13 protein-coding genes are annotated in these 16,025 nt (G+C 34.4%); 10 read left to right on the forward strand and 3 right to left on the reverse strand.

All coding sequences use genetic code 11. From position 1 onward, the window contains the following. Nucleotides 1–332: 332 nt before the first annotated feature. Nucleotides 333–755, forward strand: a complete 423-nt coding sequence (gene ndk / locus ACFIL2_RS02955) for a nucleoside-diphosphate kinase (protein WP_375633115.1) — start codon at nucleotides 333–335, stop codon at nucleotides 753–755. Nucleotides 756–1,090: 335 nt separating this feature from the next. On the opposite strand, the gene pgsA is transcribed toward ndk, so the two are convergent. The 3 genes from pgsA to ACFIL2_RS02970 form a co-directional block, all read right to left on the reverse strand. Further along, nucleotides 1,091–1,672, reverse strand: coding sequence for a CDP-diacylglycerol--glycerol-3-phosphate 3-phosphatidyltransferase (pgsA, locus tag ACFIL2_RS02960; RefSeq protein ID WP_273723320.1), 582 nt, complete (start codon nucleotides 1,670–1,672; stop codon nucleotides 1,091–1,093). Between the two features lie 72 nt (nucleotides 1,673–1,744). Further along, nucleotides 1,745–3,724, reverse strand: a complete 1,980-nt coding sequence (gene uvrC / locus ACFIL2_RS02965; protein ID WP_375680418.1) for an excinuclease ABC subunit UvrC — start codon at nucleotides 3,722–3,724, stop codon at nucleotides 1,745–1,747. Between the two features lie 385 nt (nucleotides 3,725–4,109). Beyond that, a complete protein-coding gene (locus ACFIL2_RS02970) occupies nucleotides 4,110–4,973 on the reverse strand; it encodes a 23S rRNA (adenine(2030)-N(6))-methyltransferase RlmJ (protein WP_375633113.1) in 864 nt (287 codons plus the stop codon). A 1,643-nt stretch (nucleotides 4,974–6,616) separates the two neighbouring features. Here ACFIL2_RS02970 and tatA point away from each other — a divergent pair. From tatA to ACFIL2_RS03015, 9 genes are all read left to right on the forward strand, one after another. Continuing rightward, nucleotides 6,617–6,919, forward strand: a complete 303-nt coding sequence (tatA, locus tag ACFIL2_RS02975; protein ID WP_375633111.1) for a twin-arginine translocase TatA/TatE family subunit — start codon at nucleotides 6,617–6,619, stop codon at nucleotides 6,917–6,919. A 55-nt stretch (nucleotides 6,920–6,974) separates the two neighbouring features. Next, nucleotides 6,975–7,415 carry a twin-arginine translocase subunit TatB gene (locus tag ACFIL2_RS02980; protein ID WP_375680419.1) on the forward strand — a complete coding sequence of 147 codons (441 nt, stop codon included), beginning with the start codon at nucleotides 6,975–6,977 and terminating at the stop codon, nucleotides 7,413–7,415. Continuing rightward, complete coding sequence (gene tatC, locus ACFIL2_RS02985) at nucleotides 7,412–8,194, forward strand: twin-arginine translocase subunit TatC (RefSeq protein ID WP_375680420.1); 783 nt, start codon at nucleotides 7,412–7,414, stop codon at nucleotides 8,192–8,194. Before ACFIL2_RS02980 ends, tatC begins: the two co-directional genes overlap by 4 nt. A gap of 61 nt (nucleotides 8,195–8,255) precedes the next feature. Next, entirely contained in the window at nucleotides 8,256–9,533 is a 1,278-nt protein-coding gene (gene serS / locus ACFIL2_RS02990) for a serine--tRNA ligase (protein WP_375680421.1), read from the forward strand. 133 nt (nucleotides 9,534–9,666) lie between these two features. Beyond that, complete coding sequence (locus ACFIL2_RS02995) at nucleotides 9,667–10,326, forward strand: protein-L-isoaspartate(D-aspartate) O-methyltransferase (RefSeq protein ID WP_273791164.1); 660 nt, start codon at nucleotides 9,667–9,669, stop codon at nucleotides 10,324–10,326. Nucleotides 10,327–10,481: 155 nt separating this feature from the next. Further along, on the forward strand, nucleotides 10,482–11,663 hold the full coding sequence (locus ACFIL2_RS03000; RefSeq protein WP_375680422.1) for a peptidoglycan DD-metalloendopeptidase family protein: 1,182 nt from the start codon (nucleotides 10,482–10,484) through the stop codon (nucleotides 11,661–11,663). Nucleotides 11,664–12,349: 686 nt separating this feature from the next. After that, a complete protein-coding gene (yajC, locus tag ACFIL2_RS03005) occupies nucleotides 12,350–12,802 on the forward strand; it encodes a preprotein translocase subunit YajC (RefSeq protein WP_375633099.1) in 453 nt (150 codons plus the stop codon). Nucleotides 12,803–13,261: 459 nt separating this feature from the next. After that, the gene (locus ACFIL2_RS03010) at nucleotides 13,262–13,648 is read left to right on the forward strand and encodes an Mth938-like domain-containing protein (RefSeq protein WP_375633097.1); all 387 of its coding nucleotides are present in this window, start codon (nucleotides 13,262–13,264) and stop codon (nucleotides 13,646–13,648) included. 876 nt (nucleotides 13,649–14,524) lie between these two features. Continuing rightward, entirely contained in the window at nucleotides 14,525–15,385 is an 861-nt protein-coding gene (locus ACFIL2_RS03015) for a phytoene/squalene synthase family protein (RefSeq protein ID WP_375639423.1), read from the forward strand. Nucleotides 15,386–16,025 lie beyond the last annotated feature (640 nt).

Raw genomic sequence — 16,025 nt, forward strand, 5'->3', positions numbered from 1 at the left:
TATTAAAGGGCGTAAAACAAAACAGTCCCTTCAGGGTATTTTAGGTGTACGCTATAGTTTCTAATTATATGGTTATTTTTTGATTGATTTCAATGATAATTTTGATAGGAAGCATTTAAGATTATGAAAGAAGATTCAATATTTATTGAGATTCGGTAGCGCATCTTTATGATGGGATAAGCAATTGCAGGTATTTGTATTAAAGTTTTCTTTATAATTTATTCTATGTTTTTGAGAATTTGTGTAGATTTTTGCAGAGTCACTTGGCAAAGGGCTCCTTGCTCGCTATAGAAATGGCTAGAGAATATTATAAATGAAATAAAGGTGGTTAAATGGCTTTAGAGCGTACTTTTTCGATGATTAAACCAGACGCAACCCGTCGTAATTTGACTGGCGCAATTACTAAAATGCTTGAGGATGCGGAGCTACGTGTTATTGCGTCTAAACGTGTCTGGATGAGCAGACGTGAGGCTGAAAAATTTTATGCTGTTCATAAAGAACGTCCTTTTTTTAGTGAATTGGTTGAATTCATGTCTTCTGGTCCAACCGTTGTACAAGTTTTGGAAGGTGAAAATGCAATAGCTAAAAACCGTGAAGTAATGGGGGCTACGAATCCTAGTGATGCAGAAGAAGGCACAATTCGTAAGGTTCATGCTTTATCGATTGGCGAAAATTCTGTCCATGGATCCGATAGTGCTGAAACGGCAAAAACAGAAATCGCCTTTTGGTTTTCTGAGGTAGAAATTGTTGGTTAATAAAGCGTTTATAATAATAAAGCGTATATAAGAAGCAAAAATCCGAAACACTATATTTCGGTTTTTTGCTTATGAGATTATAGATTTTTTTGAAAGCATATGGAGCATTAATCGTTTTTTTTAGCTTTTAATATTGCAGCTGCTTTTACGAAAATATAAAGCCTATTTACTGTTTTCTGAAGAGTTTTTATCTACACGCTACCCTTACTTGTAATGTGCAAAAAAGTGTTTTATTGATTTATCATTAATAGATTTAAAATAAATCAATCTTATGCTATTCTCATCTCTTATTTAAGTACAAAAAGATAAATCATCATTATAAAATTCCATACTATTCATAGGATAACGTGTTTTAAACCTGCACGAAAATAATCCCACCCTGTCCACAATGTAAGGAGGGCAGAAATCCACAGCATAGTAATGCCAAACTCTACTGTGTAAGGGAAAATTTTATTACCGGCTGGTCCAGCTAAAAGAAATACAATAGCGATCATCTGTACAAAAGTTTTCCATTTTGCAAGACGAGAGACAGGAACACTAACTTTTAACTCAGCCAAATATTCACGTAATCCTGATACAAGAATTTCTCTGCAAAGAATGATAATAGCTGCCCATAGTGTCCACCCAGCGATGGTACTGTCTGCGGCAAGCAAGAGCAGACAAGCAGAGACGAGAAGTTTATCGGCGATTGGATCTAACATGCGACCAATATTGGATGTTTGTTCCCAAATACGAGCAAGGTAACCGTCAAGAAAGTCAGTAATGGATGCAACGATAAAAATGGAAACAGCAATCCAGCGAGTGATATCACTTGATTGTAGTCGCCCTTCTAAAAAAAAGCATGCAACAACCATTGGGACTGCAACAATTCGTGCATAAGTTAAAATATTTGGAAAAGAAAAAGTATGATTTTTCATGGAGCCATTTTTAATTCTTGTGAAAGAGAATATATTTCCTAAACGTAACAAGGCGAAGGTTATGAAACAAGCCTATTTTTCATGAAAATGGTTATGAATTTTTTGTGCAATTGTCATAGAGATTCCCGTAACTTTTTTTAAATCTTCAAATGAGGCACTAGCAACAGATTTGGCACTTCCAAAATGATGAAGCAACGCACGCTTTCTTGTCGGACCGATATTTTCGATTTCATCAAGTGGGTTTTTGAATGTTGCTTTTTTTCGTTTTATCCTATGAGTTCCAATCGCAAAACGGTGTGCTTCATCACGCAGACGTTGCAAAAAATAGAGGATAGGATCACGTGGAGGAAGTGTAAAGGGGGAAATACCTTTTATAAAAAATCTTTCACGTCCCGCATGACGGTCAACACCTTTGGCGATTCCAACAACTGTGAAGAGATCATTTAATTGTAACTCAGCAAGTATTTCATGTACGCTGTTGATTTGTCCTTCACCACCATCGATTAAGATAAGGTCAGGCCAAATGGGAAAAAGATCATCATCTTTTATGTCATGACTTCTATTTGGCAGATCATACTCTTTGATAAGGCGTGAAAATCTTCGTTTAATCACTTCTTTCATCATGCCAAAATCATCGCCAGGCGTGATATCTGTTGAGCGAATGTTGAATTTTCGATATTGATTTTTAATAAATCCCATTTGACCAGCAACAATCATAGCCCCTACAGCATTTGTTCCCATGATATGAGAATTGTCATAGACTTCTATCCGGCGTGGAGGAAAAGGTAGTTGGAATGTTTTAGCAAGACCTTGAAGCAATTTTGTATGGGTGGCTGTTTCAGAAAGCTTATGTTCAAGTGCTTCATGAGCATTGAGATAGGCACGATTAACAAGAGTTTTCCGTTCACCTTGTTTGGGTAAAGAGAGGGATACTTTGTGGTTTGCTTTGAGACTAAATGCTTCTGTAAGAAGTGCTTTTTCTTCAATTTCTTCAGATAAAAGGATACTTTTGGGAAGTGGTTTATTATCGTAAAATTGGGCAAGAAAACTCGCTAAAATTTCAGTGCGGGAAAAAGAGGGATCTGCTTTAGGAAAATAGGCACGGTTTCCCCAATTTTGCCCCATGCGAAAAAAGAACACTTGAATACAAGTCATTCCTTCTTTTTGCGCAATTGCAAATACATCCGCTTCTTTTATCGTTTGAGGATTAATACCTTGATGGCTTTGTATGTGAGAAAGGGCTGATAAGCGGTCACGATAGGAAGCTGCTTGTTCAAAATCAAGATTTTCTGCGGCTTTATGCATAGCTTGAACCATATCGCTTTTAATAGATTGATCTTTTCCCGAAAGGAACGCTTTTGCTCCTTTCACCAGTTCTTTATAATCACTGTCACTAATTTCATGAGTACAAGGTGCAGAACATCGCTTAATTTGATAAAGCAAACAGGGGCGTGTACGGTTTTCAAAAACTGAATCAGTACAGGTTCGTAATAAAAAGGCGCGTTGTAAAACATGAACTGTTTGTGTCACTGCACCAGCAGAAGCAAAAGGACCAAAATAGTGAGCTTTTCGTGTTCGAGCACCACGATGTTTGTAAAGTGCAGGCACTCGATGATCATCTGTAATCATAATATAAGGGAAACTTTTATCATCACGCAGGAGTACATTAAAATGTGGATGCAATCTTTTGATGAGATTGGCTTCTAAAAGGAGTGCTTCTGTTTCTGTATGGGTGACGATAAATTCCATATGATATGTTGCACGAATCATGCGGGTAATACGATTATTGTGTCCTTGTTCACGTGTATAGTTTGAAACACGTTTTTTGAGATTACGGGCTTTGCCAACATAAAGAATATCACCATTTTCACCAATCATCCGGTAAACCCCAGGCTTATGCGGAAGGTGTCTAACAAACTCTTGTATGAACTTGATACCCTGGAATTGATTTTTCTCATTGCTTTGATTGGCATTATGCCATGTAATATTAGAGAGAAAAGAAAGATTTTCCCGTTCATTTTGCGGATAATTTGTATTATTTTTCAGGACCATTCCGTTTATTACGAATATGTTGTTTGTTTAATATATGAAATATTCTTTTTTATTAAATAATGATTATTCATGTCTTTATAATTTTTTTCTATAAATAATATCTTATAACATAAGAGTATGATTTTAGAGAGCCGATCTTTCATAAAAAAATATGAGAGTTGTTATTTTAAAACAGCTTTATGAATTTGCCTAATTTATCCATTAAAATGATTGAAATAAGAAATCCATAATGATTAAGAGGATAGGCTTTCTAAAAAAATAATTCACGCTGATCGTTATTAGCTTACTACTATAATATGTTGGTATTATTCAAAGAACTTTATCATTCAAAGTCTTTATATCTTACAACATGATATTTGATTTAGGAAAAATATCAGAGAAAGATCTAAAATAATAGATGTTCTTTTTGAAGCCACTTATGAGTTATTTTGGCATTTTCATCTTGTCCAAGACGGTTGATAAGAAAGGGGCTGAGTTTTTTCATTTCTTCTTCCAAAAGGTAGGGAGGGTTAATAATAATCATACCACTTCCATTCATTGTCGGTGGACTTGAACTTTTTCGGATACGCATTTCAAGCTGTAGAATCTTAGGAATTCCGGTTTGATAAAGCGCGTGAAGAAAACTTTCAATTTCTTTATCATATTTAACAGGATACCATAAAGCGTAGATCCCTCCAGAAAAGCGACGATAGGCTTTCGTTAATCCCTCAATAAGGCGGGAAAACTCACCAGCTTTTTCAAAGGGAGGGTCAACAAGGATAAACCCACGTTTTTCTTTTGGTGGTACATGAGCATTTAAGGAAAGCCAACCATCTAAATGCAGAACTTTTGTCTGATAATCTCCTGCAAAGTTTTTTGCTAAAATATGATAATCTTCATTGTGCAATTCTATTGCGGTGAGGCGATCTTGTTTCCGTAATAATTGACGAATAAGAACAGGAGATCCAGGATAAAATACAATTTCTTTTTCCCCTTTATTGAGGGCATCAATGATGTCACACCATGGACAAAGGAGTGTTTTTAAATCTTCTGGGATAGGAGTTGAAAAAAGTCGTTGGACACCTTCGCGCCACTCTCCTGTTTTATGTGCTTCTAAAGAAGAAAGGTCATAAATACCGATTCCAGCATGCGTATCTATAACGCGAAAAGCTTTTTCTTTGCGTTTGAGATATTCTACAATGCGAGTGACAATAATGTGTTTAAAAACATCAGCAAAATTGCCAGCATGATAAATATGCCGATAATTCATGGAGTAAACTCTATCATTATGTATAACTGTACCGGATTATTAGCATAGAATAATAGAATTGATATCCATAAAAATACTCTTGTAGAAATCAAACAATGCCCTCACCCCCCAATTATACACTACAGAAAAAATATTAATGTTATGGGAGCATTTATTCACAGAGCTATTTTTATATAATGAGATTAATCGTTAAAATTTTAATTTTTTTATATGAAAGATAGACAAGAAGAGATCAAACATTTCAATAGAGATATTTATGTTGTAAGAGAATTTTTTATGATCGCGGACTCTTTTAGGAAAACTATAAAAAACACTCAATTAACGAGAATATTAGTGAAGTTTGTTGAAAAATTGAAGGGTATCTTTCAAATTCATTCATAAATTTGCTTGTTTAAAGATTAAAGAATTTCAAATGCTTGATAAAAACATTGTTACATTGATCAGTTTTTTAGCGAGCGTAAAATTATGGAGAGAGCAATAAAGTGCTGGTGTTATAGTGATAGATTTTTGTAAAAGTATGAATGAATCTCATTGCTTTAAGCGGAGCCAAAGCTTTACATTATACACGCTAAATGGCTAGGTTATTGTGTATGACGCTAAAATAAAACTTTTGAAAATTGATATGCACTCTGCAAGCTATTTCAATAAAATGAGAATTTTAAACTAAAGTAAATAGGTTTATTTATCTCTAACACTGTATTATCGAGCGGCTTTATAAGGAAATCTTATAAAAAAGGCGAGGATAAGAAATTCTTTTTACATGAATTATGCTTCGATGCCATGCTTTTGATTGAATATAATTTTCTATTAATGCCCATTCTGGTTTCAATACTGAGATAGGTTAAACACATGATATTATGAGAACGCATGCCCAGAATCCGGAGACTTGTAATAGTTAGAGCATGCCGTGGCTTAGAGAGCTGGTTATATGGAGGTATTTTACTGAATAAAGGCACAAGCTGGTACCTTTTTTATTTTTTAGCAGTATTGCCATACCTCTTGGCACTTGAGTTGGTTCATAAAGTACATTTTTACTCTTTCCGCTAATAGTTTTTATTTACACGACAGATAGTTAATTGAATACGATGATGGCTCATATTTCGTATTGTATATGGAATAATGGATGATAAAATTCCTACCCCAACGCAAAGAATAAATGTTGTGCGTAAGATGATCGTTTTTGAAGAGACCGATGATGTGTTAAGAAAGTTTTTTAGAGATTTTTCTTTCTGATTTTTTTAATTGAATACGTAAAATGTTTTACAGCATGTTATGATTTTTATCAGTAAAGGATAATTTGGCGGAAATGTTTGTAATGATACGTACAACATTGTTTAAAAGGAAAGACATTGGCTATAGTATTTACAGGAAGATGAGTAACCTAAGAGATCAGATGAAGTTATTTTAGAAAAGTTTTTAAGTGTTTTGAACTTTGTATGAAGTGGTTTATCATTTTTGAATGGTTTGTGTTATAATACGCTAAAAAAGGATGAGAGGATAAAAAGTTCTTTTTGCAATAAAAGCGTGTAATTGCTTTTAAGTTAAGAAGAAAATATATAAGTAAGATATTATATTTGATACATTCTTCAGAGGAAGCATGAATAAATGAAATCAAATTTAAAAGCATAAAGTTAGAGAGAATAATGGGTAATATTTTTTCACCAACGCATTTAATTATAATTTTATTGATTATCTTTGTGCTTTTCGGTCGCGGTAAAATTTCTGAATTAATGGGCGATGTTGCTAAAGGAATTAAAGCCTTCAAAAAAAATATGAAGGAAGAAGATGATAGCATTGAGGATAAAGTTGAAATGGCTCCTAGTTCCCAAATGATTGATGTAGAATCTCAACAATCTCAGCCGTTATCGGTAAAACATGCAACAGCGCGCAGAAAGGTTTCTTCTGCTTCTAAAAAAAGCAAAACATCTGTTGCTAAAAAACAGTAACAAAAACGCAATCATCATTGTGCAATATTTTTTGATGAGAAAGTCGAATTAAGAGATGTTTGGGATTGACGGACCAGAGTTTATCGTAATCTTACTTGTTTTCATCATTGTCGTTGGACCAAAAGATTTACCTAAAATATTAAAGACAGTAGCAAAGATAAGAGCGTATGTGTATTCAACAGCAAATGAACTTCGTCATCAGTTTGATGATATAATAAAACAAATCGAGCGCGATGATTTGCAAAAAGTATGTTTGGATATTAGCGATTCAAGCAAGAAATTGGCAGAAACTTTTGATCCCACTCAAAATATATTAGAGGATATCCACGATAATTGGGATGTTAAGGAAACACATCATAAATCAAAAAAAGATAAAGAAATTTTGGAATGTGATCAAAAGGTAATCAAGAAAGATATGACAGTTTCTATAGCTTCTCATCATTCTGAAAACATTTTTGTTTCTCCTAAAGATAAAGAAAAAGAAGATGTGTCATGAATGTAAAAAAAGATGAAGTTGATGCTAATATGGCTCCACTTTTAGAACATTTAATTGAACTTCGTCAGCGAATTATTTCTGCTTTGGTTGCATTTATGATCGCTTTTATGATGTGTTTTCTTGTTAAAGATTATATCTTAAATTTTTTACTATGGCCATATCAGTGGGCAATGAAAATAGCAGGGGGTAACCCTGAGGGTATTCGTTTGCAATCAACGCAAGTATGGGAAACTTTTTTAACGAAGATGAAGCTTTCTGCTTTTGGGGGAATTATTTTATCTTTTCCCTATACGGCTTTTCAGTTTTATAGTTTTATTGCACCAGGGCTTTATAAAAATGAGCGGATGGCTTTTTTACCATTTGTCATTGGGGGGCCTATTTTATTTTGTATTGGGGGAGCGTTTGTTTATGGTCTATTAGCGCCAATAATACTATGGTTTAGCCTTTCTCAACAATTTCTTCCAGATGTTCATTTAAAAATAGAGTTTATAGTGCGTATTTCTGATTATTTGGGCTTTATGACATCATTTATCCTAATTTTTGGTTTGATTTTTCAATTACCTCTTGTCATCAGTCTTTTAACAAAAATTGGATTTTTAACGTCTCATGATTTGGTGTCTAAACGAAAATGGGCTATTTTACTCTCTTTTATCATTGCGGCAATCATAACGCCGTCGGATTTTTTTACGATGTTTGCAGTGGCTTTACCAACGATAGCACTTTACGAGATTTCAATTTTAATTGCTTACAGTATAGAAAAGAGAAGAAAATCCGCTTAAGAAAAGTGTATAATCTTATGCGATAAGGAATGAATAAAAACAATATAAATGAGGAATTTTTATGCTTGATATTAAGTGGATTCGTGACAATCCTGAGAAATTAGATAAAGCACTCGTAAGTAGAGGTCTTGAGCCACAAGCTGAAAGGTTAATACAACTTGATCTTGCACGTCGGTCGCATATTGCTAAGGTGCAATTGGCGCAGGAACGTCGCAATGCTGTTTCAAAGGAAATAGGACAGGCTTTAGCGGTATCGGATCAGCAAATGGCTGAACGTCTTAGAGCTGAAGTTGAAGAGATTAAAGCTTTTCTTTCCTCTGCAACAGTGGAAGAAAAACAGCTGACGGAGAGTCTTGAGAAAATTCTTTCAGCACTTCCAAATATTCCATTAGATGATGTTCCAGAAGGTAAAGATGAAAGTGATAATGTCGTCATTCGACATTTTGGTATACCTCCAACATTTAATTTTACACCAAAGGAACATTTTGATCTTGGTCAAGATCTCAAACAGATGAATTTTGAACGAGCTAGTCGTTTGTCTGGAACACGTTTTACAGTACTTTCAGGGGCGTTAGCACGGCTAGAACGAGCATTAGGCCAATTTATGCTTGATGTGCATGTCAATGAGAATGGTTACACAGAAGTCTCAACACCTCTTCTTGTTCGTGATGAGATTGTTTACGGAGCAGCACAATTACCGAAATTTGCTGAAGACCTTTTTCGTACAACAGATGGTCGATGGCTTATTTCCACAGCAGAAGTGCCATTAACCAATTTGGTCAACGATGAAATTCTTGAAATATCAGATTTACCACTGCGATTTTCTTCTTTATCTCCCTGTTTTCGTTCAGAGGCGGGAGCAGCCGGTCGTGATACGCGCGGTATGTTGCGTCAGCATCAATTTTGGAAAGTTGAAATGGTCTCGATTACCAGTGAAGAGCAGTCTTTAATTGAATTGGAACGTATGACGGAATGTGCAGAAGATATATTAAAACGGCTTGGTTTGCCTTTTCGCACAGTGGTTCTTTCTACGGGTGATATGGGGTTTGCAGCGCGTAAAACCTATGACATTGAGGTTTGGCTTCCTGGTCAAGAATGTTATCGTGAAATTTCTAGCTGTTCAGTTTGTGGAGATTTTCAAGGTCGTCGTATGAATGCGCGCTATCGTAAAGACGGCGATAAAAAATTGCATTTTGTTCATAGCCTTAATGGTTCTGGTACGGCTGTTGGACGTTGTCTTATTGCCGTACTTGAAAATTATCAACAGGCTGATGGATCAATTATTATTCCAGATGTTTTACAACCTTATATGGGAGGCATGCGCTGTATTACTGCTTAATTTTACGAAAGGAGAGACAATATGCGTTTATTGCCAAGAGGTGATGATACACAGACGCAAGTTTTTGCCATTTTAAAAGAAGCAGTTTGTCAGTGTGATAAAAGTGTACCTCCATTGGAGATTGAATGATACTATGGGGCAAAAGGGTATTTTACAATTTCGTGAGGAGTTAGCCGCTCTTGTACTGAAAATGCGTAGCAAAGGCATTGATGACGTGCGATTTTTTTCGGCATTAGAGAAAATTCCCCGTCAACAGTTTGTTGCTGCTCCTTGGTTCAATAGTGCTTATGATAATAAAGTTATTCCCCTTGAGTGTGGTGAATATATGGAACGTTTGGAAGAACAACTCTTAATTCTTTCGGCATTATCGTTGAAAAAAAGGCATCGTGTCTTAGAAATTGGTACAGGATCTGGTTTTTGTACTGCTCTTATGGCATGTCTGAGTGACCGTGTGACAACGATTGATCGTTATAAAACGCTTGTTGATTTAGCACGCCAAAAATTTCAAACTTTAGGAATTGAAAATATTGTTATACGGCAGATTGATGGAAGTCATAGCGTGACAGGCTTAGGATCATTTGATCGCATTCTTATTTGGCCATCACGGTTTGATGAACCAAAGGAATTTTTAGAACTTTTAGCTGAAAATGGAATTCTCATTCAGGCGATAGGACCTGACGAAGGGGTACAAACAGTGACGCGCTATACAAAAATTGGTAGTCGATTTGAGTGTTTAGAACTGTTCCAAGTGCGTTACCAACCTTTTATTAAAGGCATTGCGGAGATACTTTAATTTTTAAAAGCTAAGAAGTTTCTGCAAATTGTCTACGTTAAATTCATTTTAATCTTATATAAAGATATTTATGAATAAAACATCTCATTTTAACTCTTCGGTAATTTAAAAAAGCTTTAATGGATTGAGTTGATTATTGATGAGTGAGCAAAACGATGTATCTAAAAGCTTTGGATAATATTTTCCAGCATAATTTTCAGAGAATAACTTTTTTAGCGGTGGTAACTATTGTTGCTGGTTGTAGTTCTGGTACACAGCGTTTTTCCAATACGTTCTCTCATCGTACGGTATCATCTCAATCAAATATATCAAGCACTATGTATACAGACCCGCGAATGCTATCATACGGTAGTGGTATGATACAAAGCACTGAATTGCCACCTGTGGAATCAGGTGATGATTCGTGGGGAGATGACAATTCTCCCTATAATTTTCCACATCAAGATAGGATAACTTCTTCTGATGGTCGCGTTATGGGCTCCCCTCCACGTAATCTTGGAACACTTTCTCGTTCACAAATGGATAAATCTCCTATTTTTCGGCGGAATTCTTATATTGTCCAGAGTGGAGATACACTGCTCAGTATTGCACGACAAGTAGGGATTAGTGTTGAGGCATTAAAATTAGCAAATGGTATAAACAGCAATTCCATTTATATCGGTCAGGTCCTTGTTGTTCCAAGCAGGCGTACATTAGCAGCTTCAAATGCACACAATAATAACGATTGGGCAGTGTCAACAACAGAATCTGCATCCCAATCTCAAGTGATGTCCTCTATAAAAAACAAGAAGTCCTCTCCTATATATAAAGCTCCTGTAATAACGCCACCCTCTGCAAAGATGAACAAATCAAGCTCTGAGAAAAATTTTTCTAAACAGATGACGCAATTGAAATATGAGACTGGTTTGTCAAGTACTGTTACGAATACAGATAATATGATGACTCCGCAAGCCACAGGAATTTCTAAGATGCGTTGGCCAGTACGAGGGCGTTTATTAAGCCAGTTCGGTCAAAAAAAGGGAACAGTAATGAATCGAGGAATAGATATTGCAGTGCCTGAAGGGTCTTCGGTAAAGGCGGCAGAAAATGGTGTGGTTATTTATGCGGGAGATGGACTAAAAGAGCTTGGTAATGTTGTGATGATTCGACATGAAAATGATATTATCACTATTTATGGATGTAATAGTAAGCTTGTTGTTAACAAAGGACAAAGGATAAGGCGCGGTGATGAGATTGCTAAATCTGGTGTTTCAGGAAATGTTAAAACGCCACGTGTCTATTTTGAGATGCGTAAGAATTCATTACCTGTTGATCCCCTTAAATATTTAGAAAACTAATTTATTGATGACTTTTACATTTGAATAGTCTTACAGTTTATAGAAAATTAATGAAAAATAATTGATTTTCTTAAATCAATAACATTGCAGCAAAAAATCATTGGTTTTAGGAAAGTAGTTCGTTGGGGTCGGTAGATATTACCATTTTTGTATTTATGAAAGTGTAAGACAGTAGTATCATACTATTTGTCAGCTTTGAGTGTTTCAATTGCTCTTGCATTTGAGAGGAGCATGAAAAAAGATATTTCACGCCTTTCTTAAAAAGTTTTTATCTACAGGCTCATTTCATATGTGTGACGTGCAAGAAAATCGTTTTGATTAATTCAGAAGGTTTGAAATGAGAGCGTTTTATTGTATTTAGATCTGTCATTTGATATCAAAAACGATAAATTATCTATATAAATTAAAGTTTGTTCATTAGAAAAATTATCTTGTATAATTTATTGAGTTAGTGAAAAGATTTGTATTGTAGGATATACAATAGGGGAAAGTGAATCTATTTTTTAAGATTTTTCTCATTGTATTTTGGTATTCTGCCTCTTAAGGATTTATTGTATTTTTGTAAAGCTGTGATTAGATTATGTAGTTATTGCTTTTTATGATAAATTCTTTAGGAATTTTTTCTGTATCGGAATTTCATTTTAATAGAGTGGGAAATACCTGAGGTTTAACTATAGGAGATAAAAATGTTTATTACGAACGCTTATGCTCAAGTTGCAGGCGATGTTTCCGGTGGAATTTCATTTGCTAGCGCTGTCCCATTCATTTTAATTTTTGCAATTATGTATTTTTTTATCATTCGTCCACAGCGTGCCCAAATGAAAAAACGCCAAGAAATGCTTAATGCAGTACGTCGTGGTGATACAGTTATAACAGGTGGTGGTATTATCGGCAAGGTTACGAAGGTTCACGACGAGAGTGGTGAATTAGAGGTTGAAATTGGTGAGAGTATGAATATTCGTGTTATTCGCTCAACATTAGCTGATGTGCGCGTTAAAGGTGAGCCGATTGCAGAAAAAAAATCAAAACTTAATGCTAAAGCAAAAAGACCACAAAAGTCTAAATCTAAAACGACAACGAAAGAAGATATGAGTATCTCTAAAGAGAAAAAAGCTATATCAAAGGAAAATGCATCTTAAGGTGTAATGGCAGTTTATTACATTTTTTAAGCATTTTTATAAAAAGCTTGGCAAGATCAAGACAATTTCATTGAAAAAGGGGCTTTTATAGTGGCTACAGAAAATGGAGTTTTTGTTTTCTTTAGATGATTAAAATAGTTGTTTTATTTATGGAATATTACGCAATTTTTTCTGTTTTTAAAACAAGATCATTGTTTCTATAAAAAGAAATTTGCGAGTAAATAAGCTGAGAAAACTTTTTAAAAGATAGATTTATTTAAGCAGGTATAGCTTTTGATTGCGGTTTATTATCGAATTTTCATATACTTGTTGTATGAGAAGATTAGGGTTTTATATAAAATTTCCACTTCAATACTAGGCTATGGTTAAGATATCAATGTTTGTATCAGCCTTCCTTTAATTTTATGGTGAGAAGTAGCAAAGACAATTGGATTATTCAAAAATAAAGGGTGCTTGTTCATGTTCGATGCAATTCAAATTCGTGAAGCACATTTTCCAAGTCGCGCACCTATTGATGCTTATGGAAATGGTGGATTTCGTTTTGCTGATATGTCTCATAGAGGTTCTATTGTTTGTGTACCATCAGGTATTTATGGCATTGACATGGCAGGACCTATTCCCACTCAAGAGGATATATCTCGTATTTTAGAAGAAGCTTCTGAAATCGAAGTTTTATTAATAGGTACTGGAATTGAATTATTACGATTACCTGAAGAGTTACGGGTTCTTTTATGGGAAAAACGTATTTCATCAGATACAATGAGTACGGGAGCGGCGGTGCGTACATTTAATGTTTTATTGGCTGAAGATCGCGCTGTTGCGGCGTTATTATTTGCGGTAGAATAGAGTATTGTTTAATAAAACAAAGGCTCTGGTCTAGCATGAAAGACTTGTGTGATTATTTTCTGCGCTGTAAAATACTGTCGTTTAAGGCGGTGATATAAGGGTATAGAATATACATAACTTAACACATTAAGTGTTTTTAAATACAGCAGCAAGTATTCAGGACAAAGTTTGCTCATAGTTCCTAATGAATCACATGAGTGATCAGCTCTTGGCACTTAAGACAGTTCATAAGAGGCATTTTAATTCTTTCTTATACAGTTTTTACCTACAAGCCAGTTCCGCTTGTGACGTGCAAGGGAATAGTTTTTATTGATGTAACATGGAATTGGTTTGAAATGAAAGCATATCTACGATATTTGGGATTCTAATTTAACATACAAAACACAAAATTATCATTATAAATCAATGCGTTTATAGTAACAGAAATGCACCGAGAGCAATTGGATTTTTTACAAATTGGTGTTGGTAAGAACCTTTGTCTTTTAGGATGGGGAGGAGGTCAATGATTGATAAAGTTTTTGTGATCAGTGCATTTTTTATAAAATAACATTGTCATCTATCCACTGAAAAAGTGTTTTGCGTTGTTTGTTGTTCAAGTTTTACTATGCATGTTACGATTGGTTTTTAGCTTTTTTATTGCAAATGAAAACTTGAAGTCCGATAAGATAAGTTTTATCAGAAAAATTATTTATTTAATTTTTTTCTTTCTAAAACGAAAAGGGACTAGAAAAGAAATTTTAATTCATAATACAGTTAAGAGACACATTTAAAAATCTTATTTTCTGAACTGTATTTGCTTATCCTTCATTTTTTAATATGAATAAAAAGAGGGTATTAATTTAATTGCTAAAAAAGGGACGTTAATAGGTTCATAGAATGATAGGCTCTCTTCCTTATTGTCTTGATATTTTACGTACCATAGATCGTGATCGCTATATATCGGTTTTATTTGCACCTAAAAAAAAGCGCCAAGCATTGGCTGCTCTTTATGTATTTAATGCTGAAGTTTCTCGTATCCGCGAAAGTGTACATGATCCACTCATAGGAGAAATACGGTTACGTTGGTGGTATGATGCTATTGCTCATGGTGAAATGCAAACGAGTGGAAACAATCCGATTTTGAATGATTTATTAAAAGCAATGACTCTTTTTAATTTACCTAAGACAGCTTTTTTACGTTATTGTGATGCGCAAATTTTAGATCTTTATCACAATCCAATAGAAACACTTCATGATCTAGAGCATTATTGTGGTGAGACAGCAGGCATAATTTTACAGCTTTCTTGTCAGATATTAGATCCTGAAACTGCACAAGAGTTTACAGATATCTATGAACATGGAGGGATTTCTCAAGGATTAAGCGGTGTATTGCGTCTTTTATCATTCATGCAATCACGATATCAATATTATTTACCCACTGATATATTAAAGGCTGTAGGAGTGAATAGGGAAGCTTTGGAATCTCATCGTCTCAGTGATCAACAAAAGGGTTGTATTGTTGAAGCTATGGTAGCATTATCGCGCGATCATTATACCCAATTTTACGAGTATTCTTGTATTTTACCGAGAGTTCTTAAGCCAGCTTTTCTTCCATTGGTCATTGTACCGGCTTCTCTTCAAAAAGCTATACAGCTGGGGGCAGCAATTTTTCAAGAGAGCGCAACTTTGCCATTGATGTATCGCTATTGGTTGATAACAAGGGCAGCAATAAGCGGCAATTTTCCAAAGATATTGTAAAAGAATATTACTATGTTGGAATGCGTAACATGTAGACTGATTTTCTCATATGAAGATAAAGGAGCTATTGTGATTCCAAACCATTTTTTTTGTTATAAAAATGTTGATGTTTTGGTTGTTATGAACGCAAAAGAATAAGAAATTTTATGATCTTGAAAATACGCTGTATTTCTTCATCAGTAATATGTTTTATTCAGTGTATTGGATGGGTGAGATGCAGAGAAAGAAAAACATGAGATAAATCTTAATACATTGGTTTGTTTGAAGAAGAACTTTTAAGTACTCTGAATGTATTGATTGTATCTCATTTGCAAATGAAATAAAATTTCTATTTTATGAGAGAAGTTATCTTAGCAGTCTATAAGTCTATAAAAAACTCTTATTTTTGAGAAATTATAACATCATAATTGATGACTGTTATGATTGATGAATATATTGATTTATAATGATAATTCGTTTTTTCTCATATTGAATGAGAGTCTTGAATAGAAAAAGATTTCTCCATTTTTATAATGAATTTTAAAAATAGTTTTTTTATCTATTATAAGTTGGGTGTGTAAATGAAATCATTTAAGGAAGAAGCAATACGCTCCCTATGAATGAATATTAAGAGTAGCAATATGATAAGCTATGAATGAAT

Origin of the sequence: Bartonella sp. AP30XZML, from assembly GCF_042195945.1 — a bacterium.
Classification (GTDB): domain Bacteria; phylum Pseudomonadota; class Alphaproteobacteria; order Rhizobiales; family Rhizobiaceae; genus Bartonella.

Coding starts and splice junctions, on each gene's coding strand:
- pgsA (WP_273723320.1), bottom strand. CDS start 1,672: ATGAAAAATCATACTTTTTCTTTTCCAAATATTTTAACTTATGCACGA.
- ACFIL2_RS03000 (WP_375680422.1), top strand. CDS start 10,482: ATGTATCTAAAAGCTTTGGATAATATTTTCCAGCATAATTTTCAGAGA.
- yajC (WP_375633099.1), top strand. CDS start 12,350: ATGTTTATTACGAACGCTTATGCTCAAGTTGCAGGCGATGTTTCCGGT.
- tatC (WP_375680420.1), top strand. CDS start 7,412: ATGAATGTAAAAAAAGATGAAGTTGATGCTAATATGGCTCCACTTTTA.
- serS (WP_375680421.1), top strand. CDS start 8,256: ATGCTTGATATTAAGTGGATTCGTGACAATCCTGAGAAATTAGATAAA.
- ACFIL2_RS02995 (WP_273791164.1), top strand. CDS start 9,667: ATGGGGCAAAAGGGTATTTTACAATTTCGTGAGGAGTTAGCCGCTCTT.
- ACFIL2_RS03010 (WP_375633097.1), top strand. CDS start 13,262: ATGTTCGATGCAATTCAAATTCGTGAAGCACATTTTCCAAGTCGCGCA.
- ACFIL2_RS02980 (WP_375680419.1), top strand. CDS start 6,975: ATGTTTGGGATTGACGGACCAGAGTTTATCGTAATCTTACTTGTTTTC.
- uvrC (WP_375680418.1), bottom strand. CDS start 3,724: ATGGTCCTGAAAAATAATACAAATTATCCGCAAAATGAACGGGAAAAT.
- ACFIL2_RS02970 (WP_375633113.1), bottom strand. CDS start 4,973: ATGAATTATCGGCATATTTATCATGCTGGCAATTTTGCTGATGTTTTT.
- ndk (WP_375633115.1), top strand. CDS start 333: ATGGCTTTAGAGCGTACTTTTTCGATGATTAAACCAGACGCAACCCGT.
- ACFIL2_RS03015 (WP_375639423.1), top strand. CDS start 14,525: ATGATAGGCTCTCTTCCTTATTGTCTTGATATTTTACGTACCATAGAT.
- tatA (WP_375633111.1), top strand. CDS start 6,617: ATGGGTAATATTTTTTCACCAACGCATTTAATTATAATTTTATTGATT.